The following is a 22,721-nucleotide window of genomic DNA, read 5'->3' on the forward strand; positions in this document are numbered from 1 at the left end:
CCCCCTCAAGCCTTGACGGCGATGGTGCGCGCGGCATCGTGGATGGCCGCGCGGATCCGTTGATAGGTGCCGCAGCGGCAGACGTTGCCGGCCATGGCCTGGTCGATGTCGGCATCGGTCGGCCGCGGCTTGCTGCGCAGCAGCCCCACGGCGCTCATGACCTGCCCGTTCTGGCAGTAGCCGCACTGCGCCACGTCATGCTTGAGCCAGGCCGCGAGCACAGCCTTGCCGACCTTGTCGTTGCCCATGTTCTCGATCGTGTCGATCTTGCTGCCGGCCGTGGCCGAGATCGGCATCACGCAGCTCCGCGTGGCGGTGCCGTTGATGTGGACCGTGCAGGCGCCGCACGCGGCCATGCCGCAGCCGAACTTGGTACCGGTCATGCCGAGGTTGTCGCGCAAGGCCCACAGCAGTGGCGTGGACGGATCGGCGTCCACCTCCACGGTCTTGCCGTTGAGGGTGAGGGTGGTCATGTTGGGGGACTCCTTGGGTGCTTGGCCCATTGATTGTTCGCGTGTCACGCCGGGCTGATGGCGGCAAACGGTCCCTGGCCACCCGGCGAACCCGGGGAGCATAGTAGAAATCTGAAACCTTTGCGCAGCCGCGCTCACACGGGCCGCGCGCACCAGGAGGGGGATTATTTCTGGGTGAGGAACAGATAGAGCGCCTGCAGGTCGGTGTCGTTCATCTTGGCGAAAGCGCTGAACGGCATCACGCGGCTGACGTCGGTGCCATCGGGCCGCTTGCCGGTGCGCATCATGGTCACGAACTGGCCGGCCTGCGGGTACGCCTTCATGGCGCCGCCCGGCTGCAGGTTGGCCGCCGAGGGCCAGTCCGGCGGCGCGCCGGGGATATGGCCGCCGCGCAGGTCCGCGCCGTGGCAGCCCTTGCACGAATTGGCCACGTAGGCGCCGTACTGGGTGGTCACCGCTGCGGCCACCGGCGCGGCCGGCGGCAGGGTGTGGTCGATCTTCTGCGCCGCGTCCTGGATCACGCCCGCGCCGTACATGCCCTGCAGGTACCACGGGAAATGCACCTCGCCGCGCCGGCCCGGGCCGGGCGGCAGGCTCTGGACATAGGCCACCAGCGCGGCAAAGTCGTCGTTGGACAGCCGGTTGTAGTCCTCGCTGGGCATCACCAGCAGCGGCCGGCCCGACGGCGCCACGCCGTGCCGGATGGCGCGGTCCCAGTCAGCCGGCTGGTAGGCCGCCATGTCCGGATTGGCGCGGGTCAGGTCCGGAGCGAACACCCGGAAGCCGTTGGCCTCGTCGAACACCTGCTTGCCCGTGCCCCGGGCGCCGTGGCAGTCGGCGCAGCCGCGCGACTCATAGAGATAGCGGCCATGGGCGATGGCGCCCGCGTCGGTCGGTATCGGCACCGGCTGCACCGCCACGTCCACTTTGCGCACGAGCTTGCGCCCGCCCCACCAGTACGTACTGCCCACGGCCAGCACCACGAAGATGATGAAGGCGGCCAGCGCCGAGCTGGCAATGCGGAAGAATCGCCTGACGTCCATGAGTGCCCTCCGGGGAGCGTCGAACCAGGATGCGCAAACCGCGCCGCCCGATTGAATCGGCCCGGCGCCCTGCCTTCCGTGCGCGATCGTACAGAACCTGGGGCCGCCCGGCCACTTGCAGCGCGGCCCACCGCGTTCCCATACCAGATTGCCGCGCCCGGCGCCAGCCCCAACAGAGCCATGCAGTCGCCCCTATCTCCCCGGTCGGATTCCGCCTGGCGCGACTAAAGTGCCACCCACGCTGGGCACGGTGCGGCCATCGCATCCGCGCCGGCATGGCATTCGGCGCTCCACGCGCCAAGGGAATCCCGAAACAGATGACGCCTGACACGGCCGCACCCGTCCTACCCTCCCCGCCCCCGGCTACCGGCCGCGGGCGCCCGCTGCTGCTGGCGGCGGCGGGTTACTTCGTCCTGGCCCTGGTCGGCCTGTGGCTGGCCCGCATCCCCGGTCACGCCGCCGCCGTGTGGACGGCCAACGCGTTCGGCCTGGGCCTGCTGCTGCACCGCCCCCGCCGCGAGGCCCCCGCGCTGCTGGGGGTCATGCTGGCCGCCAACATCGCGGCGGACATGCTGGGCGCCGGCCACCCGCCGGGCGCCGCGCTGCTGCTGTCCATCGCCAACCTTGCCGAGCTGGCCGGTTCGGCGCTGCTGGTGCGCAGCATGGTCGGCCACCATGCGATGGCGCGCTCGGGCCAGCTGGCCACGTTCGCGCTGACGCTGGGCATCGCGTCCACGGTGGGCCCGGCGCTGAGCGGCCTGCTGGGCGCCTGGGTGATCTCGGCGCAGTACGGCACGGCGTTCCCCAAGGTCTGGTGGAACTGGTGGAACGCGGGCGCCATCGGCATGGTGCTGCTGTTGCCGCTGATGGTGTCGATCTCGCGCGAGCGCGTGCGCGCCACCCGCCAGCGGCCGATGCTGGCGCGGCTGGCCGGGCTCTACACGCTGTGCGTGGCCATTGGCGCCGGCGCGCTGCAGGCCGGGCACGACCCGTTCGTGGTGATGTCGCTGCCGCTGGTGATCGTCGCGCTGGCCAGCAACCCGTTTGCCACGGCGCTGCTGACGCTGCTGGCCGCCGTGGCCGCCGAATGCATCGGGCTGGTGTCGGGCATGGAATTCCTGGCGTCGCGGTCGGTGCCGCTGTCGGGCGCGCTGGTGATGGTCTTTCCGGTCTGCATCGCGTTCATGACCGAACAGAACCGCAAGGGCCGGCTGGAACTGCGCAGCAGCGAGCGGCGCTTCCGGCAGGCGCTGGAGCACTCGGCCATCGGCATGGCGCTGGTGGGCATGGACGGCCGCTGGCTCGTGGTCAACCACGCGCTGACCGACCAGCTTGGCTACACCGCCGACGAACTGCGCGACCTGCCGTTCCAGCTCATGACCCACCCCGACGACCTGGCCGCCGACCTGCGCAAGGTGGAGCAGCTGCTGGCCGGCGAGATCGATTCGTACCGGATGGAAAAGCGCTACCGGCACAAGGACGGCCACTACCGCTGGACGCTGCTGGCCGTGTCGCTGGACCGCGACGACGATACGGGCCGCCCCAACCACTTCATCGCCCAGGTGGAAGACATCCACGCCCGCAAGCTGGCGCAGGAACAGCTCGAACAGCTCACGCGCCGCACCCAGCTTGCCGTGGAAGCCGGTGGCGTGGGCATCTGGGAATGGGATTTCTCGCAGGCGGCCATCACCTGGGACACCCGTATGCACGCGCTGCACGGCACCCCGCCGGAGCTGGGCCCGCCCACGCTGGCGCAGTGGATCGCTATGGTCCACCCCGAAGACGTGAGCCGCGTGAGCACCGAGATGCGCCAGGCCATCCGCGGCGTGCGGCGCTTTGACACCGAATACCGCGTGGTGCGGCCCACGGGCGAGATCCGCCACGTGCGCGCCATGGCCACCATCTCGCGCCACGAGGACGACACCACGCGCGCGCTGGTGGGCACCAACTGGGACATCACCGAGCAGCGCAGCCTGCACCGCGCGCTGTTCGAGGAAAAGGAGCGGCTGCACATCACGCTGCGCTCCATCGGCGACGCCGTGATCTGCACGGACCGCGTCATGCGCGTGACGTTCATGAACCCGATCGCCGAGCAGCTGACCGGCTGGAGCATGGACGCCGCGATGGGCCAGCCGCTGGAACAGGTGTTCCGCATCGTCGACGAGGATACCGACCTGACCATCCCGAGCCCGGTGGAGCAGTGCCTGGAAACGCTGCGCCCGGCCTACCTGCAGGAAGGCGCCGTGCTGCAGAGCCTGACCGGCGAGCGCCACGACGTGCAGGATTCGGCCGCGCCGGTGCTGGCCAACGACGGCAGCGTGCTGGGCGCGGTGCTGGTGTTCCAGGACATCACCACGTCGCGCGCGCTGCAGCGCGAACTGGCCCACTCGGCCACGCACGACGCGCTGACCGGCCTGCCCAACCGCGCCTGGTTCGAGAAGCGGCTGCGCGAGTCGTGCGAGCAGGCGCGCGCGCAGGGCCATCGCGCGGCGCTCTGCTTTATCGACCTGGACCGCTTCAAGATCGTCAACGACACGGCCGGCCACGGCGCCGGCGACGTGCTGCTGCGCGAGCTGGGCTACGTGATCCGCCACCAGGTACGGCCCGACGACCTGCTGGCGCGGCTGGGCGGCGACGAATTCGCGCTGCTGCTCAAGGACTGCAGCGTCGACCACGCCGAGCAGGTCTGCCAGAAGGTCATCGACGCCGTGCGCGAGCGCCGCTTTCCGTGGGACGGCCGCGTCTACGACGTGGGCGCCAGCATCGGCATCGCGGCCATCGACGCCGACGTGCCGCCCGTGAGTGAACTGATGAGCCGCGCCGACGTGGCCTGCTACGCCGCCAAGGCGGCCGGCCGCAACCGCGTGTCGGTCTATCGCCGCGACGAGAGCGACGCCCGGCGCCACCACCGCGAGCTGGAAGTGGCCGCCGGCATCCATTCGGCGCTGGAAGCCAACCGCTTCCGGCTCTACGCGCAGGAAATCCGCTCGCTGCGCCCGGGCCAGGACGACTCGCGCCACGTGGAGATCCTGGTGCGCATGGTCGACGAGCAGGGCACGCTGATCATGCCCGGCGCGTTCATCCCGGCCGCCGAGCGCTACGACCTGATGGGCCACATCGACCGCTGGGTGATCCGCAACGTGCTGCAGCAGTACGGCACCCGGCTGGCCGGCGTGCCGGGGCTGTCGGTGTCGATCAACCTGTCGGCCAACTCGCTGGGCGAGCCGTTCCTGCTGCCGTTCCTGCACGCCGCGCTGGAAGACTCGGCGCTGCCGGCCAGCCGCATCCGCCTGGAAATCACCGAGACGGCGCTGATCAACAACATGACCGCCGCCGCCCGCGTGGTGGCCGACATGCGCAGCGCCGGCTGCACCGTGGCGCTGGACGACTTCGGCTCCGGGCTGTCGTCGTTCTCGTACCTGAAGCAGTTTCCGGTTGACTACCTCAAGATCGACGGCAGCTTCATCCGCAACCTGGCCCGCAACGCCGTGGACCGCGAGATCGTCAGCTCGATCAACGACATCGGCCACCGCCTGGGCGTGCGCACCGTGGCCGAATGGGTGGAAGACGAAGGCACGCTGCACACGCTGCGCGCCATCGGCGTGGACTACGCCCAGGGCTACGCCATCGGCAAGCCGATGCCGCTGGAGGCATTCCTGGATACCTGCGAGAGCGCGGAGGCCTAGTTCGTCGGCCCCGCCGGGGGTTGCTCCGCTCTGCCGCAACGCGGGAGGGGGGAGCAAACCGACGGAAGCCCAAGCGCCTGCCCCATTACCCGGCCCTCCCCGCCCGTTCGGATTCCCGAACACCCCTTCCCCGCCCCGGTTCGGCTTCCCGAACACCCCGTCCGCCGCACCCCAGAAAATCCCTTTGTATTCACGGCCTTACACCTGTATCCAGGCGCGAACAGGCTGGCACGGGACGTGCACACATGGCGCCGCCCCATAGGCAAGGCCGCCGGGACGTTGCCATAAGTGACGCCCGGTGCGCGTACAGGACAAAGGAGGAAGAACCCACGATGACAAAACGACTGCCAACCCTGATCTTCGTAGCGATGCTGCTTGGCGTGCTGGCCGGCACGGCCGCGCACAACATGGCGCCGGACGCGGCCGCCGCGAAGGCGATTGCCGACAAGCTGTCGATCCTGACCGACGTGTTCCTGCGGATGATCAAGATGATCATCGGCCCGCTGGTGTTCGCCACGTTGGTGTCCGGCATTGCCAGCATGGGCGACGGCAAGACCGTTGGCCGGATCGGCCTGAAGGCGATGGCGTGGTTCATGGCGGCGTCCATCACGTCGCTGCTGCTGGGCCTGGCGATGGCCAACCTGCTGGCCCCGGGCCACGGCATGAACCTGCCGCTGCCGGCCGCCGACGCCGCGTCGAACCTGAAGACCGGCGCGCTGAACCTGCGCGACTTCGTGGCTCACATGTTCCCGAAGAGCTTCGTCGAGGCCATGGCCACCAACGAGGTGCTGCAGATCGTGGTGTTCTCGCTGTTCTTCGGCTTTGCGCTGGGCACGCTCAAGGACGGCGTGGGCAAGCCCGTGCTGGCCGGCATCGACGGCCTGGGCCACATCATGCTCAAGGTGACCAACTACGTGATGGCGTTCGCCCCGGTGGGCGTGTTCGGCGCCGTGGCGGCCGTGATCACGTCGCAGGGCCTGGGCGTGCTGGTGGTCTACGCCAAGCTGCTGGGCAGCGTGTATGCCGCGCTGGCGCTGCTGTGGATCGCGCTGATCGCCGGGGGCTACTACTTCCTGGGCCGCGACATCTTCAAGCTGATCCGCCAGCTGCGCGCGCCGCTGATGATCGGCTTTGCCACAGCCAGCAGCGAATCGGCCTACCCGAAGGTGATCGACCAGTTGAGCCGCTTTGGCGTCAAGAGCCGCATCACCAATTTCGTGCTGCCGCTGGGCTACTCGTTCAACCTGGACGGGTCGATCATGTACACGTCGTTCGCCGCGCTGTTCGTGGCGCAGGTGTACGGCATCGAGCTGTCGCTGTCGCAGCAGATCACGATGCTGCTGGTGCTGCTGGTGACCAGCAAGGGCATTGCCGGCGTGCCGCGCGCATCGCTGGTGGTGGTGGCCGCCGTGCTGCCGATGTTCGGCCTGCCCGAGGCCGGCATCCTGCTGGTGCTGGGCATCGACCACGTCCTGGACATGGGCCGCACCGTGACCAATGTCCTGGGCAATGCCATTGCCACGACCGTTGTCGCCAAAAGCGAGAACGCGATTGGCGCGCCGGAGCTGGCGGACGAGGATGACACCTCGGCCGCCGATACCGGCCTGACACCCGTTCAGGCCATGGCCAGCAAGTAAGCTGACCCAGGCGTGCCAAGGGCCCGGCTGCCGATCAGGCTGCCGGGCCTTTTTGCGTCTGGCGCGCGCGGACGGGCCGCGCACCGCACCACCCGAACGGGGGAGCCGGCGGGCCCGGTTTGGGGTGGCCGCAGGCGCGGCTGTGGTAAAACGTCGCCTTGCCGATGGCGTCGGCGGCCCGCGATGGCAATTTCGACCACGCGAACTGCCTGATACGCCACCTCGCAGCCTCCGCATTCCCGAATCCGCATGATTTTGTCCCCCTCCGACGGTCTCCAGGCGTCTCCGGCCACGTCCGCGTGGCGCCGCGCCGCGCCCCTCATCGCCCTGCTGATGCTGGCCGTGCTGGTGGCGGTGGCCGGCTGGCTGGGCTACCGCTACACCTACGACGCCGCGCTGGCCCGCCAGGCTGAGCGCGGCCAGGTGCAGATGCGCCTGTACGCGCAGGCGCTGGAGAGCGAACTGGCGCGCTACGACTACGTGCCGAGCCTGCTGTCGCTGGACGCCCGCATCGACGCGCTGCTGCGCCAGCCGGCGTCCGCCACGCGCGTAGCCGATGCCAACGCCTACCTGGCCGCGCTGAACGGCCGCGCCGGCACGCGGGTCATCTACCTGCTCGACGCCCGCGGCAAGGTGCTGGCCACCAGCAACTACCAGCGCCCGGACAGCTACCTGGGCGAGGACCTGAGCTTCCGGCCCTACTTCCGCGCCGCCATCGAGGGCCAGCTTGGCCGCTTCTACGGCGTGGGCACCACGCGCAGCGAATCGGGCTACTACCTGTCGGCGCCGCTGGGCGACCGCGACCGCCCGGTGGGCGTGGCCGTGGTCAAGATCGGCCTGGAGCCGCTGGAAAACCGCTGGCAGGGCAACGACAGCCAGATGCTGCTGGCCGACGAGAACGGCGTGGTGATCCTGGCGTCCGACCCGTCGTGGAAGCTGGCCGCGCTGCGGCCGCTCAGCAGCGACCAGCGCAGCCGGCTGGACCGCAGCCTGCAGTACAACCGCGCGCCGCTGCCGCAACTGGCGCTGACCACCGTGCGGCCGCTGGCCAACGGCCCCGCGCAGGGCGGCGACGCGCTGGTGCGGCTGCGCCAGGGTCCGCCGATGCTGGCCCAGCACCTGGCGCTGCCAGGCACCGACTGGGACCTGACGCTGCTGACCAATACGTCGCAGGCGCGCGTGGCGGCGCTGAACAGTGCCGCGCTGGCCGGCGTGCTCACCGCCTTCGTGCTGCTGCTGGGCGCCGCGTGGAACGTGCGGCGGCGGATCATCGGCGAACGGCTGGCCGCGCGCGCCGCGCTGGAGGCCGCCAACAGCGAACTGGAACGCAAGGTGGCCGAGCGCACCGCCGATCTTTCCGCCACCAACCAGCAACTGCAGGCCGAAGTGGCCGAACGCATCCGCACGGAGGCCAACCTGCGCCAGGCGCAGGACGGGCTGCTGCAGGCCGGCAAGCTCGCCGCGGTGGGCCAGATGTCGGCCGGCATCGCGCACGAACTGAACCAGCCGCTGGCCGCGCTGCGCACGCTGTCCGGCAACGCGGGCAAGTTCATCGCGCACGGCGACTACGCCACCGCGCAGGGCAACCTTGAACGGATCATCAGCCTGGTCGAGCGCATGGGCCGCATTACCGGCGCGCTGAAGTCGTTCGCGCGCAACCCGGCGCCGGCGCAGCGCCAGTCGGCCCGGCTGGTCGAGGCCGTGGACAACGCGCTGTTCCTGCTGGAAACGCGCGTGGCGGCCGTGGCGCCGCGCATCGAGCGCGACATCGACCCGCACCTGGCCGTGGCCTGCGACCCGAACCGGCTGGAGCAGGTGCTGGTGAACCTGATCGGCAACGCGCTGGACGCGATGAAGGACAGCGCCAGCCCGGCGCTGTGGCTGCATGCGTATGCGTCGGGCGGCATGGTCCACCTGACCGTGCGCGACAACGGCCCGGGACTGTCCGAGGCGGCGTTCGCCAAACTGTTCGAGCCGTTCTTCACGACCAAGCCGGCTGGCGAGGGTCTGGGGCTGGGGCTGACGCTGTCGGCCGGCATCCTGAGCGAGAACGGCGGCGCGCTGACCGCCAGCAATCATCCCGACGGCGGCGCCTGCTTCACGGTGGCGCTGCCGCACGCACGCGAGGAGCGCCGCCATGTCGGCTGAACCGATCGACACGCTGGACGCCGCCGGCACGCCGGCCCCGCTGACGGTGCTGATCGTCGAGGACGACGCCGACGTGCGGCTGGGCTGCGAACAGGCGCTGCGGCTCGAAGGCATCGCCACGCTCGCCGTCGCCAGCGCCGAGGCCGCGCTGCGCACGGTGCAGGCCGGCTTTGCGGGCATCGTGGTCAGCGACATTCACCTGCCCGGCGCCGACGGCATGGCGCTCTTGCGCGAGCTGGGCACGCGCGACGCGGCGCTGCCGGTGATCATGATCACCGGCCATGGCGACGTCACGCTGGCGGTGCAAGCGATGAAGCAGGGCGCCTACGATTTCCTGGAGAAACCGTTCTCGCCCGAGCGGCTGGTGGCCACGTGCCGCCGCGCGCTGGACAAGCGCCGGCTGGCGCTGGAAGTGGCGGAACTGCGTGCCCGCCTGGCGGGGCGCGAGGGGCTGGCGGCGCGGCTGATCGGCCATTCGCCGGCCATCGAGCGACTGCGCCAGATGATTGCCGGCATTGGCGACACCGCCGCCAACGTGCTGATCCACGGCGAGACCGGCACCGGCAAGGAACTGGTGGCGCGCTGCCTGCACGAGGCCAGCGGCCGGCGCGCGCGGCATTTCGTGCCGATCAACTGCGGCGGCCTGCCCGAGCAGTTGTTCGAATCGGAAATCTTCGGCCACGAGGCCGGCGCGTTCACGGGCGCGGCCAAGCGCCGCATCGGCAAGATCGAGCATGCGGAAGGCGGCACGCTGTTCCTGGACGAGATCGAGAGCATGCCGATGCCGATGCAGATCAAGCTGCTGCGCGTGCTGCAGGAGCGCGTGGTGGAACGGCTGGGGTCCAACCAGCCAGTGCCGGTCAACACGCGCGTGGTGGCGGCCACCAAGGCCGACCTGCGCGCGCTGGCCGACGCGGGCCAGTTCCGCGCCGACCTGTACTACCGGCTCAACGTGGTCACGCTGGAGCTGCCGCCGCTGCGCGAGCGCCGCGAGGACGTGCCGCTGCTGTTCGAACACTTCGTGGCGCAGGCCGCGCTGCGGTTCGAGCGCGAGGCGCTGCCGGCCTCGTCCGCGGAAATGGCGTCGCTGGTGGCCTACCCGTGGCCCGGCAACGTGCGCGAGCTGCGCAACGTGGCCGAGCGCCACGTGCTGGGGCTGGGGTGCGATCCCGCCAACGGCGTCACGGCACCGGCCGCGCTGCCGCTGGCGCAGGCCGTGGAGCAGTTCGAGCGCGCGCTGGTGGCCGATGCGCTGCGCCGCCACGCCGGCAGCCTCACGCGCGCGGCCGAGGCACTGGGCGTGGCCAAGACCACGCTGTTCGACAAGGTGCGCAAGTACGGCCTGGCGGCGGGGTGATCTGCGGAGTGATGATGGGCACGCGCCACGTGTGCAAGTGCAATACCCCGCATGCAAATGTGTCAAATGTATATGACGCGGGAACCGGCACGCGAGGCGCAGGGTCTGTGATCGGGTACGAGACGCGGGCGGCATTCATGTCGGGCGTCATGGAACAAGTCGGACAGAGGGCGCCCGTTGTCTACCGAATCGCATCGATGTTCGTTAAACAACAAAAGTGTGACGCCAATCATTGCTTTCCCTCTGGCAACGAATCATCTTGAAGCCATACTATTGGCATTCGGCAAGCGGGGAGTCTGTGGGAGGCCCGCCGAGCCGGAAGCAGCAAGCGGGCACGGCAACCTGAAGCCGTTGCTACGTCAACGCACAACAAAGCAACAAAGACCGGCCGGGGAGCGGGTCGCAAGCATCAGGGTCAGGAAAAACAGCAGCCCGGTCAATGACCGACGTGGCGTGTCCGAGGACGCCCGTGCAGTACGCCAGTCGTGCTGTGCTGCTGAACGACACTACGGGTGATTGGATGAAACTGGATCCAGAACTGGCTGAAAAGCCATACTACAGCACGCGAACCGCGGCAAAACTGCTCAACGTATCGCTCGGCACCGTGCAGAAAATGGTGGAACGCGGCGAACTTGGCGCGTGGAAGACCAATGGCGGCCACCGTCGCATCCACAAGGAGACCGTGCACCGGCTGCTGGCTGACCGCGCCATCCCGGACACCGCCGTCGAGCACAACCTCGACCTCGTGGTCTTCCATCCCAACCATACCGAGGCACAGCGCATCAGCGCGCAACTGGGCAAGTGGTCCCTGCCGCTGAAGACGCAGGTGCTGGAAGACGTGGTGGACACCGTCATCACGTCGGTCGACGCCCGCCCCCGCGTGGTGCTGTACTACGTGGAGGAACTCAACGACGCCGAATCGGCCACGATCGAGAAGCTGCAGAACTTCTTTGCCCGCCAGCGCGTGATCTTTGCGGTGATTACCAACCGCCAGGCCTACGACGGCGTGGCCGATGCCCTGCAGCAGTGGGGGATCATGGTGTTCCTGAAGACGCCATCGCTGGAGGAGATCAAGGGCTTCCTGCGCGCCCAGTTGATGATGGGACGCGGCGGCGCTTAATGTTTCGTTAATGTCTGATATTGGAACGGCCCGGCACTTGTCCGGGCCGTTTTTTTTGGGGTGAGGCATCAGGTCGGGGCGGCCTCGACCTGCACCACCGCCTCGGCGGGTGACCCTATCATCCACCCATACAGGTCACGCGGGTCGGGCGGCATAGCCACCAGCTCGACGTCGCGGCCGGCGTGGTGCGCCTGTGCGGCCGCGTGCAGCCAGCGCAGCGCCGCGTAGTCTTCCAGCGCAAAGCCGACCGAATCGAACACCGTCACCTCGTCGGCGCTGGCGCGCCCCGGCGCCCGGCCGGCCAGCACTTCCCAGAGCTCACTGACCGGGGCCTCGGGCCATTGCTGGATCTCGCCCTCGATGCGCGACTGCGGCGCGTACTCGACCACGATGCGCGCCTGCCGCAGGATATCGACGTGCAGTTCGGTCTTGCCCGGGCAGTCGCCGCCTACCGCGTTCAGGTGCATGCCGGGCCGGACCATGTCCGGCGTGAGGATCGTGGCGCGCGTCTTGTCGGCCGTGACCGTGGTGACGATGTCGGCCCCGGCCAGCGCCTCGCGCACCGACCGCGCCGGCACGATGGCCAGCCCCGGCACGTCCGCAAGGTTGTGCATGAGCCGCGCGGTGGCGGCCGGGTCGATGTCGAACGCGTGGATCGTGGTGATGCCAGCCATCGCATGAAACGCCAGCGCCTGGAATTCGGCCTGGGCGCCGTTGCCGATCAGCGCCATGGTGTGCGCCCCGCCGCGCGCCATCGCCTGCGCGGCCAGCGCCGACGTGGCCGCCGTGCGCAGCGCTGTGGCCAGCGTCAGGTCGGCCAGCAGCAGCGGAAAGCCGGTGCGCACCTCGGCCAGCATCCCGCAGGCCATGACCGTCGGCAGCGCCAGCCGCGCGTTACGGGGATGGCCGTTGACGTACTTGAACGCGAAGTGGTGGCCGTCGCTGACGGGCATCAGCTCGATCACCCCCACGGGCGAATGGCTGGCCAGCCGCGCCGATTTTTCGAAGTCGGCCCAGCGCAGGAAGTCCTCGCAGACGCAATCGGCCACGGCCACGATGGCCTGCCGCACGCCGATGCCGCGCACCAGCCCGGCCACGTCACCCGCATCCAGGAAGCGCGTGCGGCGCGCGCCGGGCGAGGCGTGCTTCACGGCGGCGTTCGTCGAAGTCATGGCGCCCCTCCCCTCAGGCTGCCGCGGCGCGCCGCACGGGCGTGCTGGCGCGGTCCAGCCGCAGCGTCATGCAATAGGCGCCGCCGCCCGACATCATGTACGGCGACAGGTCCACCTCATGCAGCCGATAGCCGCGCCGGCCCAGTTCATGGCGCAAATGCGATGTGGTGCGCGTCATCACCACGTGGTCGTCCAGATTGACCGCGTTGACGCTGAAGTGGCGCAGGTCGTCCTCGGTGGCCTCGATGCGCTGCGCCACCGGCACGCGGGCGCGCAACGCACCGAGCGCGGCGTCGGTGAACGCCGGCGGGTAGTACAGCACCTCGCCGCCGGACAGCGGGCAGAAGCAGACATCGAGGTGATAGCTCTGCTCGGTGGCCAGTTCCAGCGCCACCACTTCCTGGCCAAACTGGCGCGCCATCGCGCTGGCCGCCTCGTGCGACGAGCGCGGGCCGAAGCCGGCCCAGAAATGGCCGCGCCGCGCATCCCAGATACAGTCGCCCGCGCCTTCCTGGTAGCAGCCCTCGGGCAGCCGTTCCACCGTATCGATCAGGCCGCGTTCGCGGAGCTGCGCGAAGATCGCCGCGAACGGCTGTTCCTCGCCGCGCCGCTGCGGATGCCGAAAGCGCGCCAGCACGGCCTTGCCGTCGAGCACCACGGCCGCGTTGGCCGGGAACACCATGTCGGGCTGGCCCGGCGCGCCGTCGGCCACTTCGACGGCAAACCCGGCGCGGTCCAGCGCGTCGCGCAGCGCATTGAACGCGGCCAGCGCGCGGCGGTGCATGCCGCTGGGGTCGCGGGCCCATGCCGCGGGGTCCATCCACGGATTGATGGCGTAGGAAACGTCGTAGAACGTAGGGGCAACCAGCAGGATGGTCGGACGGTCGAGCACGGCAGTCTCCTTGTCAGCGGCGCCCGGCGTGTCGGGCGTCCCTGATATGGATTGTGGGTCGCGTGCGCGTCAGCGAACAGTCAACAAACTGGACAAATTGCTATGGACGTCTAACAATTCGCCAGACTTCGCTGGCGATATGCAACGCCGGCCGTACCGCACCAGGGAGCGCGCCATGGATGCCACCGATCGACAACTGCTGGGACTGCTGCGCGACAACGCGCGCACGCCGGTGACGGCGCTGGCCAAGGCGCTGCGCGTGTCGCGCGCCACGGTGCAGAACCGCATCGAGAAACTGGAGAAGGAAGGCCAGATCGTCGGCTACACGGTGCGGCTCAAGCCCGAGGCCGAGCCGCATCGCATCCGCGCGTGGATGACGGTGGCCGTGGAAGGCAACAAGGCGCGCCAGGTGCTGCAGGCGTTGCGCGGCGACCCGAACGTGCAGACGCTGCACACGACCAACGGCCGCTGGGACATCATCGCCGAGTTGCGCGCCGATACGCTGGAGCAGTTCGACCGGACGCTCGACCGCATCCGGCTCGTCGATGGCATTTCCGCCACCGAGACCAGCATCCTGCTGTCGAGCTACAAGCTCTGACCGGCGACGGCCTGCGGCCGGCCGCGCAGCCGCTCGCGGTGCGTTTCCTCGTGCAGCGCGTGTTCGCTGGGCGACAGCAGGTCGCGCAGCGAGACGATGCCGACCGGCCGCATCGTTTCCAGGCTGTCGACCACGGGCAGGCGCGCCACGCTCAGCGCCGCCATGCGCCCGGCCGCGGCCCGGCCGGTCTGTGATGCCAGCAGCACGGGCGGCGTGCCGGGGTCGCCATCGCCCTGCCCGGCCACAAGGTCGCCGCAGCGCAGGCCGGTGTCGTGACCGGCACAAGCTGCCTCGATGGCGCTGCGATGCAGCATCCCCACCACGCGGCCCTGCGCCACCACCGGGTAGGCGCGATGCGCGGCATGCGGGCCGAAATGGCGGGCCAGCGCATCGGCCACCGGCAGGTCGGCATCCAGCGTCACCACATCGCGCGTCATCAGGTCTTCCACGTGCGTCCGTTCCAGCGGATCGACACCGTACTCGCGGTAGATGTGCAGCCCGCGCCGTGCGATCTTCTCGGTCATGATGCCGCGCTTCATCGTCAGCACCGAGAACCCGTAGGCCACGGCCGTGGTCAGCAGCAGCGGCAGCAGCGCCTCGCTGTCGTGGGTCAGGCCGAACGCGAACACGATGGCCGTCAGCGGCGCGCCCAGCACGCTGCCCAGCACGCCGGCCATGCAGACCAGCGCCCACAGCGCCGGCGATCCGCCCGGCAGCAGCGGGGCCAGCACCACGCCCAGCCCGGCGCCGAGCATCAACAGCGGCGCCAGCACGCCGCCCGACGTGCCCGAGCCCAGCGCGGCAATCCAGATCACCGCCTTGACCGCCAGCAGCGCCACGGCCACCTCCAGCGCCAGCCGGTTGTTGAGCAGGTCGCCGATCACGTCGTAGCCCACGCCCAGCGCGCGCGGCTCGAAGTACCCGCCGATGCCGACCACCAGGCCGCCGATGGCCGGCCACCACATCCAGTGCAGCGGCAGCCGGGCAAAGGCATCCTCGGTGCGATAGAGCGCCAGCGTCAGCCCCGCGCCCAGCACGCCGCACAGCAGCCCGGCGAACACGCAGGACCCCAGCGCCACGGTGCCGGCCGGCACGGTGTGCAGTGGAAACAGCGGGCCGGCCTCGAACAGGAACGGCCGCAGGAAGCCGGCCACCGCGCAGGCCAGCGCCACCGGCAGCAGGCTGCGCGGGCGCAGTTCGAACAGCAGCAGTTCCACGGCCAGCAGCACCGCCGCCACCGGCGTGCCGAAGATCGCCGTCATGCCCGCGCACGCGCCGGCCACCAGCAGCGTCTTGCGCTCGGCGGCGGTCAGGTGCAGGTACTGGGCCAGCAGCGACGCGATGGACCCGCCGGTCATGATGATCGGCCCCTCGGCGCCGAACGGCCCACCGCTGCCAATCACGATGCCCGACGACAGCGGCTTGAGCACCGCCACCTTGGGCGACATCCGGCTCTTGCCGAACAGCACGGCCTCGATGGCCTCGGGGATGCCATGGCCGCGGATCTTGTCGCTGCCGTAGCGCGCCATCAGCCCCACGATCAGCCCGCCGATGGCCGGCACGGCAATCACCCACGGCCCCAGCGCATGGTGCGCCGGCGAGCGCTCGGCAAACGACAGCGTCTGGAAGAAGAACAGGTTGGTGAAGAAGCGGATCAGGTTCACGAGCACGAACGCCGCGCCGGTGCTGACCGCGCCGATCAGCAGCGCGATGCCGGCCAGCATGGGCAGGCGGCCGTTGACGGCGTAATCGCGCTTGGGGGAATGGTGCGATGCGGGATGACTGGACATGGACATGGGGCGGGGCGAGTGGGATCATGCGCGGGTACGCAGCCGCCGAAATATATCATGCTGTGATACATTCACGAGTCCGGCCAATGCGCCGTGGCGCCCCCGACACTTCTAAAGCCGCCCCCGCTTTCGATGCCCGCTGGATTCGACCCGACCTCCTCCGTCGCAGAGGCCCGTGCCTGGCTGCGCACTTTCGTCCCCATGCCGGTGGCCGCCAGCCGGCACGAGCGCCTCAAGAGCTGTCTTGGCGCACTGCTGGGCCTGGCGATCACCGAATGGATCTGCCGCCAGTTCCTGCTCGGCTTCAACCCGTGGTTTGTCGCGCCGATGGGTGCGTCGGCCGTGCTGCTGTTCGGCGTGCCGGCCAGTCCGCTGGCGCAGCCGTGGTCGATCATCGGCGGCAACCTCGTGGCCGCGACCGTCGGGGTGGCCTGCGCGAAGTTCATCCCCGACCCGGGGCTGGCGGCCGGCGTGGCCGTGGCCGGCGCCATCGCGCTGATGTTCCAGTTGCGCTGCGTGCACCCGCCCAGCGGCGCGGTGGCGGTGACGGCCGTGTTCGGCGGCCCGGCCGTGCAGGCGTTGGGGTTCGGCTTCGTGGTGATTCCGGTGGCCATCAACTCGGCGTTGCTGCTGCTGACGGCGCTGGCGTTCAACAACTTCACGCGGCGCCGCTATCCGCACCGGCCGCCCGAGCCGGCGGCCCAGCATGACACCAGGGATGCGCCGCCCAGCCGCCGCACCGGCTTCACGCGCGCTGACCTGGATGCGGTACTGGCCGCACGCGGCGAATTCCTGGACATCGAGGAAGACGATCTGGAAGCCATCCTGGTGGCGGCCGAGCTGCGCGCCTATTCGCGGCGCTTTGGCGGCGCGCGCTGCGTGGACATCATGTCGCGCGACGTGATCTCGGTGCGCCCCGGCCAGATGGCCGCCGACGCCGCCGCGCTGCTGGCGCGCCACCGCATCAAGGCGCTGCCCGTGCTGGACCGCCAGCGGCGGCTGCTGGGCATCCTGACGCAGAGCGATTTCTTCCGCGCCTATCGCGCCAACTCGCGGCGCGTCAACGGCACCGTGCGCGACCTGATGACCCGCAGCGTGATCTCGGCCCGCACCGACCAGCCCATCGTCGAGCTGGCGCAGGGCTTCTCCGACGGCGGCCTGCACCACGTGCCCGTGCTGGACGCCGAGCGGCGCGTGGTGGGCATCGTCACGCAGTCCGACCTCGTGGCCGCGCTGCTGCGCCAGGGCGGCGCCGCGGAGCCGCCCGCCGCCTGACCCGCCGCGCCCGGCCGGACGGGCAAGGGAAAACCCGGAACGGCAGGCGAATTCCGCTATGCTTACGGCGTTCTTGCCACATGGACGCCGGTCAGGCGCGCGACGATGAGTTCCGGACAACTGATTGAGAAGCTTGCCGCCGTATTCGCGCTGATCGTCCTGATAGGCGGGTCGCTGCTGGTGCTGGCCCCGTTTGCCACCGCGCTGGTCTGGGGCGCGATCCTGGCCTATAGCTCCTGGTACCCCTATACCGTGCTGTCGCGCTGGTTCGGCAACCGGCGCGGGCTGGCCGCGCTGGTCTGCGTGCTGATCGCCACCGTCATCGTGCTGGGCCCGTTCGTCTACGCGGGCGCCAGCTTTTCCGCCCATCTGGACCAGCTCACCGAACTCGTCAACCGCTACGCCGAGCGCGGCCTGCCGCAGCTGCCCGAATGGCTCAGCAGCCTGCCCTACGTGGGCCCGCAGCTGCAGGCCAGCTACGACCAGATCATCCACGCCGATTCCGAGATGGTGGCCAACCTGCGCAAGCTGATCGCGCCGGTGGGCCATGCGCTGCTGGGCGCGGGCCTGTCGATTGGCGGCGGGCTGGGCCAGCTTGCGCTGTCGATCATCCTGGCGTTCTTCTTCTATACCGGCGGCGAACTGGCCGTGGACTGGCTGCGCGGCGGCATGCGCCGCGTGGCGGGCGAGCGCGCGGACCACCTGATGGCGCTGGCCGGCGGCACGATCAAGGGCGTGGTCTACGGCGTGCTAGGCACGGCGTTCGTGCAGGCGGTGCTGGCCGCCATCGGCTTCTGGATCGCCGGCGTGCCCGGCGCCGCCATCCTGGGCCTGATCACGTTCTTCCTGTCGGTGATCCCGATGGGCCCGCCGCTGGTGTGGATTCCGGCCGCGCTGTGGCTGTACCACGGCGGCGAGACCGGCTGGGCCATCTTCATGGTGGTCTGGGGCGGCGTGGTGGTGGGCATGGCCGACAACGTGATCAAGCCGCTGCTGATCAGCAAGGGCACCGGGCTGCCGCTGATCTGGATCATGATGGGCGTGCTGGGCGGGGCGCTGGCGTTCGGCTTCCTGGGCGTGTTCCTGGGCCCGACCGTGCTGGCCGTGGCCTACGCGCTGCTGCGCGACTGGACCATCGGCACGCAGGAGCGGCCCGCGGTGACCGACGTCACGCCGGCGCCGCCGTCGCAACTGACGCCCGACGCATGACCGCACCGCGCGACACGCCGCCCACGGCCCCGCCGCCGGCCGCGCTGCACCGGCTGGTGGCCTGCGAGTACTGCGACGCGCTCTACGAACGCACGGCGCTGGCGCCCGGCGAGCGCGCCACGTGCCTGCGCTGCGGCGGCATGCTGTACCGCGAGAGCACGCGCGCGTACCGCCGGCTGCTGCCGCTGGTGGTCACCGCGCTGATCCTGTTCCTGGTATCGAACACGTACCCCATCGTCGAGATGGACCTCAAGGGCGTGCGCACCGAGACCACGCTCTGGGGCGCCGTGATGGCGCTGCATGCCGACCAGATGACGCTGGTGGCGCTGCTGGTGTTCGGCACCACCATCCTGTTCCCGCTGTCCGAGATGCTGATGATGTGCTACCTGCTGGTGCCGATGGCCCGCCATCGCATGCCGGCCGGCTTCGAGCGCATCGTGCGCGGCATCCGCCAGACGCGGCCGTGGGGCATGATCGAGGTGTTCATGATCGGCGTGCTGGTGACCGTGGTGAAGCTGTCGACGATGGCGCAGGTGATACCGGGCGTGGCGCTCTGGTCTTTCGGCGCGCTGGTCGTGGTGCTGGCCGCAATGCTGTCGTTCGATCCGCGCGACCTCTGGCACTACCTGGAGCCGCCCGGCGCCGACGAGGTGCCGCCCGCCGGAGACGCGCGATGACCGCGCCGCAGCGTCCCACCCCGCCCCGGCCGAACCGCGCGGCGCAGGCCCGCGAGCAACTGGCCCGCTCGCGCCGCGTGGCGGCCGGCGTGGTGGCCGAGCTGACCGACGACGACGAACGCACGCCGGTGGCGCAGGTGCCCACGGCGGCGTCGCGCGGGCTGCTGTCGTGCCACGCGTGCGACCTCGTCAGCCCCGTCGCGCTCGAAGGCCAGCCTTGCCCGCGCTGCGGCGCCACGCTGCACCACCGCAAGCCGGCCAGCCTGGCGCGCACCTGGGCCTTCCTGCTGTCGGCGTTCATCCTCTACATCCCGGCCAACCTGCTGCCGGTCATGGTGACCGAGTCGATCCTGGGCACCCAGCGCGACACCATCATGTCCGGCGTGATCTACCTGTGGCTGTCCGGCTCGCACCTGCTGGCCGGCGTGGTGCTGATTGCCAGCATCATCGTGCCGCTGCTGAAGATGCTGATCCTGACGCTGCTGCTGGCGTCGGTGCACTTCCGGTCCACGTGGCGGATCCGGCAGCAGACGCGGCTCTACGGGCTGGTCGAGATCATCGGCCGCTGGTCGATGCTCGACATCTTCGTGGTGGCCCTGCTCGCGGCGCTGGTGCGCGCCGGCGCGCTGGCCACGATCATTCCCGGAGGCGGGGCGCTGGCCTTTGCCTCCGTCGTCGTGCTGACCATGCTGGCGTCGCTGTCGTTCGACCCGCGCCTGCTGTGGGACGCCATGGACGCCCGCCCCTCATCGAACCTGCCGGAATCCGACAATGGCCGATCCTGACCTCTCCCCTCCTCCGTCCGGTCCCGCCGGCCCGCCCGGCCTGCCGCAGCCGGCCCGCCGGCGCCGCGCGCGCTGGCTGCCGTCGCTGGTCTGGCTGATCCCGATCGTGGCCGCCGTGGTCGGCATCTCGCTGCTGGTCAACACGCTGGCGTCGCGCGGGCCCGAGATCACGGTCACGTTCAGCACCGCCGAGGGCCTGACGCCGGGCAAGACCGCCGTGCGCTACAAGGACGTCGACATCGGGCTGGTCAAGTCCGTGCGGCTGGCGTCCGACCGCTCGCACGTGATGGCGACGATCGAGCTGACCAAGGACGCCGAGAACTTCGCGGTCAAGGACACGCGCTTCTGGGTGGTGCGCCCGCGCTTTGCCATCAGCGGCGTGTCGGGGCTGGAAACACTGCTGTCGGGCGCCTACATCGGCGTGGATGCCGGCAAGTCGGCCGAGCCGACGCGCAGCTTCACGGGCCTGGAGGTGCCGCCCGTGGTGACCACCGACGCGTCCGGCCGCCAGTTCGTGCTGCGCGCGCAGGACCTGGGCTCGCTCGACATCGGCTCGCCGGTCTACTACCGCCGCGTGCAGGTGGGCCAGGTGGTGGCCTACCAGCTGGAGCCGAACGGCCGCGACATCACGATGCGCGTGTTCGTCAACAAGCCGTACGACAAGCTCGTGACCGCCGACACGCGCTTCTGGCACGCTAGCGGCGTGGACCTGAAGCTCGACGCCAGCGGGCTGAAGCTGTCGACCCAGTCGCTGGTCACGGTGCTGCTGGGCGGCGTGGCGTTCCAGGCCCCGGACAACTCGTCGGCCCAGGCCGCCGCCGCCGAGAACACGCAGTTCCTGCTGGCCGGCGACCAGGCCGAGGCCATGAAGGAGCCCGAGGAACTGGCGCCCACGCTGGCCGTGCTGAACTTCGACCAGTCGGTGCGCGGGCTGTCGCCGGGCGCGCCGGTGGACTTCCGCGGCGTGATCGTGGGCCAGGTGCGGTCGATCGGCATCGAGTACCAGCGCGAACGCAAGGCGTTCCGGATGCCCGTGGTGGTGGAGCTCTATCCGTCGCGCATGGGCTTCCGCGAGCGCGACGTGGCCGACGAGGCGCGCAAGCGCACGATCGTCCAGGCGCTGGTCAAGCGCGGCATGCGCGCGCAGTTGCGCACCGGCAACCTGCTGACCGGGCAGCTCTACGTGGCGCTGGACTTCTTCCCGAAGGCGCCGCCGGCCAAGGACATCGACCTCGACGCGCCGATGCCGGAATTCCCCACCACGCCGGGCACGTTCGACGAACTGCAGGCCAAGCTGGGCGACATCGTCAACAAGATCGACAAGGTGCCGTTCGACCAGATCGGCCAGGAGGCGCGGACCGCGATGGTGTCGATGAACCGGATGCTGGAGTCGGCCGACAAGCTCGTGGCGCAGCTGAACGGCGACGTGGCGCCACAGGTGCTGGCCGCGCTGCAGGACGCCCGCCGCACGCTGACGGCCGCCAACGGCACGCTGGCATCCGACGCGCCGCTGCAGCAGGACACGCGCCGCATGCTGCAGGAACTGACGCGCACGGCGGTGTCGCTGCGCGCGCTGACCGATTACCTGGAACGCCACCCCGAAGCGCTGCTGCGCGGCAAGACGGAGGACAAGCAATGAAACGCACGCTGATTGCCGGCGCGATGGCGCTGGCCGTGGCCGGGCTGGGCGGCTGCGCGTCGCCCGAGCCACGCTACTACTCGCTGGCGGCCGGCGCGCCGGCGGCTGCCCCATCGCCCGCATCCCACTCTCCGGCCGCGGCGCAGCCGGTCTGGATCGAAGTGGCGCCGGTGCGCGTGCCCGAGCGGCTGAACCGCGCGCAGCTCGTGATGAGCGACGCGAACGGCAACGTGCGGCTGCTGGACCAGTCGCGCTGGTCGGCGCCGCTGCCCGACGAACTGCGCGACGCGTTGTCGCAGCAGCTCCAGGCCAACCTGGGCGCGGTGGATACCTACCAGCAGGGTCTGGCCGAAGTCGGCACGATCTTCCGCATCACGACCGAAGTGGTGCGGCTGGAAGGCGAGCCGGGCCAGCGGGCCGGCGCGACCATCGCCTGGACCGTGCGGCGCCTGCCCGACGGCAACGTGCTGAGCGGACGCACCGAGGCCGAGGTGCCGGTATCGGGACAGGTTGAGGATGTGGTGGGCGCCTACCGCCAGATCGTGGCGACGACGGCGTCCGACATCGCCACGGGCGTGCGGTCGCTGCGCGTGCAGGCCGGCACGGCTGGCGCGCCCGGACCCACGGCCACCACCGCGCCGCTGCCGGTGCGCTAGTCCTCGGCGTCGTTGCCGGCCGCCGCCTGCGCCCGCCGCGCGGCGCGGCGCCGGTCCGCCTCGGACATTACCTTCAGGCACGCTTCGGCGTCGCCGCTCACCAGCCGTACGCTGCACGCCAGCATCAGGTTCATCGGCAGGCCGAAGTCCTCCACCACGTATCCCCGCGCGTCCAGCGCGCTGCCATCGGCGTCGGCATGGTGGCGCACGCGGTCCAGCAGCGTGCCGGCATCGGCCGCGTAGCCCCAGACCGGCTTCTGCAGCGCCACGGCAAATCCCACTTCGAAGGCGGTGCCGCTGTCGGGCTCGCCCTGGCCGCGAAAGTCGTCCAGGTTGGCCATCACGACGTCCGCCTGCCGCAGCAGCGCGATATTGGCCTCGTAGATCCACTGTGCCGCCGCCGGGCCGGATAGCCCGGCGGGCACCGCCTTGTCCAGCGGATAGAGGCCCGTATAGCCATGCCGCGCGCACAGCGCCTTCAGGTGGGCGCCCCACGCAAGCGCGTCCTTGCGGAATACGTCGAAGCCGGCGAGGTAGAGGGTCTTCATGGGGTGTCCTTGGGCG

Annotated in this window: 18 protein-coding genes; 12 read left to right on the forward strand and 6 right to left on the reverse strand. The window is 70.2% G+C overall.

All coding sequences use genetic code 11. The annotated features are described in order from the left end of the window. Nucleotides 1-5: 5 nt before the first annotated feature. Both EHF44_RS02420 and EHF44_RS02425 read right to left on the reverse strand, forming a co-directional pair. Nucleotides 6-473: a (2Fe-2S)-binding protein gene (locus EHF44_RS02420; RefSeq protein ID WP_124682259.1), complete on the reverse strand. Its 468-nt coding sequence runs from the start codon at nucleotides 471-473 to the stop codon at nucleotides 6-8. A gap of 164 nt (nucleotides 474-637) precedes the next feature. Continuing rightward, nucleotides 638-1,516: a c-type cytochrome gene (locus tag EHF44_RS02425; RefSeq protein WP_124682260.1), complete on the reverse strand. Its 879-nt coding sequence runs from the start codon at nucleotides 1,514-1,516 to the stop codon at nucleotides 638-640. Between the two features lie 317 nt (nucleotides 1,517-1,833). On the opposite strand from EHF44_RS02425, the gene EHF44_RS02430 reads away from it, so the two are divergent. The 5 genes from EHF44_RS02430 to EHF44_RS02450 all read left to right on the forward strand — a co-directional run bounded on the left by EHF44_RS02430 (nucleotide 1,834) and on the right by EHF44_RS02450 (nucleotide 11,464). After that, entirely contained in the window at nucleotides 1,834-5,202 is a 3,369-nt protein-coding gene (locus EHF44_RS02430; RefSeq protein ID WP_124682261.1) for a diguanylate cyclase, read from the forward strand. 332 nt (nucleotides 5,203-5,534) lie between these two features. After that, nucleotides 5,535-6,839 (forward strand): dicarboxylate/amino acid:cation symporter, encoded by a 1,305-nt coding sequence (locus EHF44_RS02435; protein ID WP_124682262.1) that lies wholly within the window; start codon nucleotides 5,535-5,537, stop codon nucleotides 6,837-6,839. Between the two features lie 249 nt (nucleotides 6,840-7,088). Beyond that, nucleotides 7,089-8,987: a sensor histidine kinase gene (locus tag EHF44_RS02440; RefSeq protein ID WP_124682263.1), complete on the forward strand. Its 1,899-nt coding sequence runs from the start codon at nucleotides 7,089-7,091 to the stop codon at nucleotides 8,985-8,987. Beyond that, nucleotides 8,977-10,344, forward strand: coding sequence for a sigma-54-dependent transcriptional regulator (locus EHF44_RS02445; protein ID WP_124682264.1), 1,368 nt, complete (start codon nucleotides 8,977-8,979; stop codon nucleotides 10,342-10,344). The genes EHF44_RS02440 and EHF44_RS02445 overlap by 11 nt, the downstream gene beginning before the upstream one ends. 520 nt (nucleotides 10,345-10,864) lie before the next feature. Continuing rightward, nucleotides 10,865-11,464 (forward strand): helix-turn-helix domain-containing protein, encoded by a 600-nt coding sequence (locus tag EHF44_RS02450; RefSeq protein WP_124682265.1) that lies wholly within the window; start codon nucleotides 10,865-10,867, stop codon nucleotides 11,462-11,464. 68 nt (nucleotides 11,465-11,532) lie between these two features. Here EHF44_RS02450 and EHF44_RS02455 read toward each other — a convergent pair whose 3' ends face one another. Beyond that, nucleotides 11,533-12,636, reverse strand: coding sequence for an ornithine cyclodeaminase (locus EHF44_RS02455; RefSeq protein WP_124682266.1), 1,104 nt, complete (start codon nucleotides 12,634-12,636; stop codon nucleotides 11,533-11,535). A 13-nt stretch (nucleotides 12,637-12,649) separates the two neighbouring features. Then, the gene (locus EHF44_RS02460; protein ID WP_124682267.1) at nucleotides 12,650-13,528 is read right to left on the reverse strand and encodes a dimethylarginine dimethylaminohydrolase family protein; all 879 of its coding nucleotides are present in this window, start codon (nucleotides 13,526-13,528) and stop codon (nucleotides 12,650-12,652) included. 175 nt (nucleotides 13,529-13,703) lie between these two features. On the opposite strand from EHF44_RS02460, the gene EHF44_RS02465 reads away from it, so the two are divergent. Further along, nucleotides 13,704-14,126, forward strand: a complete 423-nt coding sequence (locus tag EHF44_RS02465; protein WP_124682268.1) for an Lrp/AsnC family transcriptional regulator — start codon at nucleotides 13,704-13,706, stop codon at nucleotides 14,124-14,126. On the opposite strand, the gene EHF44_RS02470 is transcribed toward EHF44_RS02465, so the two are convergent. After that, nucleotides 14,114-15,922 (reverse strand): chloride channel protein, encoded by a 1,809-nt coding sequence (locus EHF44_RS02470; protein WP_124682269.1) that lies wholly within the window; start codon nucleotides 15,920-15,922, stop codon nucleotides 14,114-14,116. The genes EHF44_RS02465 and EHF44_RS02470 overlap by 13 nt on opposite strands. Nucleotides 15,923-16,048: 126 nt before the next feature. Between EHF44_RS02470 and EHF44_RS02475 the strand changes: the two genes are divergently transcribed. The 6 genes from EHF44_RS02475 (at nucleotide 16,049) to EHF44_RS02500 (ending at nucleotide 22,157) form a co-directional block, all read left to right on the forward strand. Beyond that, nucleotides 16,049-17,191 (forward strand): HPP family protein, encoded by a 1,143-nt coding sequence (locus EHF44_RS02475; protein ID WP_124682270.1) that lies wholly within the window; start codon nucleotides 16,049-16,051, stop codon nucleotides 17,189-17,191. A gap of 105 nt (nucleotides 17,192-17,296) precedes the next feature. Continuing rightward, entirely contained in the window at nucleotides 17,297-18,400 is a 1,104-nt protein-coding gene (locus tag EHF44_RS02480; protein ID WP_124682271.1) for an AI-2E family transporter, read from the forward strand. Further along, nucleotides 18,397-19,077: a paraquat-inducible protein A gene (locus EHF44_RS02485; RefSeq protein ID WP_124682272.1), complete on the forward strand. Its 681-nt coding sequence runs from the start codon at nucleotides 18,397-18,399 to the stop codon at nucleotides 19,075-19,077. The genes EHF44_RS02480 and EHF44_RS02485 overlap by 4 nt, the downstream gene beginning before the upstream one ends. After that, nucleotides 19,074-19,862 carry a paraquat-inducible protein A gene (locus tag EHF44_RS02490; protein WP_124682273.1) on the forward strand — a complete coding sequence of 263 codons (789 nt, stop codon included), beginning with the start codon at nucleotides 19,074-19,076 and terminating at the stop codon, nucleotides 19,860-19,862. Before EHF44_RS02485 ends, EHF44_RS02490 begins: the two co-directional genes overlap by 4 nt. Then, nucleotides 19,849-21,501: an intermembrane transport protein PqiB gene (locus EHF44_RS02495; RefSeq protein ID WP_124682274.1), complete on the forward strand. Its 1,653-nt coding sequence runs from the start codon at nucleotides 19,849-19,851 to the stop codon at nucleotides 21,499-21,501. Before EHF44_RS02490 ends, EHF44_RS02495 begins: the two co-directional genes overlap by 14 nt. Continuing rightward, nucleotides 21,498-22,157, forward strand: coding sequence for a PqiC family protein (locus tag EHF44_RS02500; RefSeq protein ID WP_124682275.1), 660 nt, complete (start codon nucleotides 21,498-21,500; stop codon nucleotides 22,155-22,157). Before EHF44_RS02495 ends, EHF44_RS02500 begins: the two co-directional genes overlap by 4 nt. Here the strand turns inward: EHF44_RS02500 and EHF44_RS02505 are convergent. Further along, nucleotides 22,154-22,705: a nucleoside 2-deoxyribosyltransferase gene (locus EHF44_RS02505; RefSeq protein ID WP_124682276.1), complete on the reverse strand. Its 552-nt coding sequence runs from the start codon at nucleotides 22,703-22,705 to the stop codon at nucleotides 22,154-22,156. The genes EHF44_RS02500 and EHF44_RS02505 overlap by 4 nt on opposite strands. Nucleotides 22,706-22,721: the final 16 nt, after the last annotated feature.

It is taken from the genome of Cupriavidus pauculus, from assembly GCF_003854935.1.
In the GTDB taxonomy this organism is placed as follows: Bacteria; Pseudomonadota; Gammaproteobacteria; order Burkholderiales; family Burkholderiaceae; genus Cupriavidus; species Cupriavidus pauculus_C.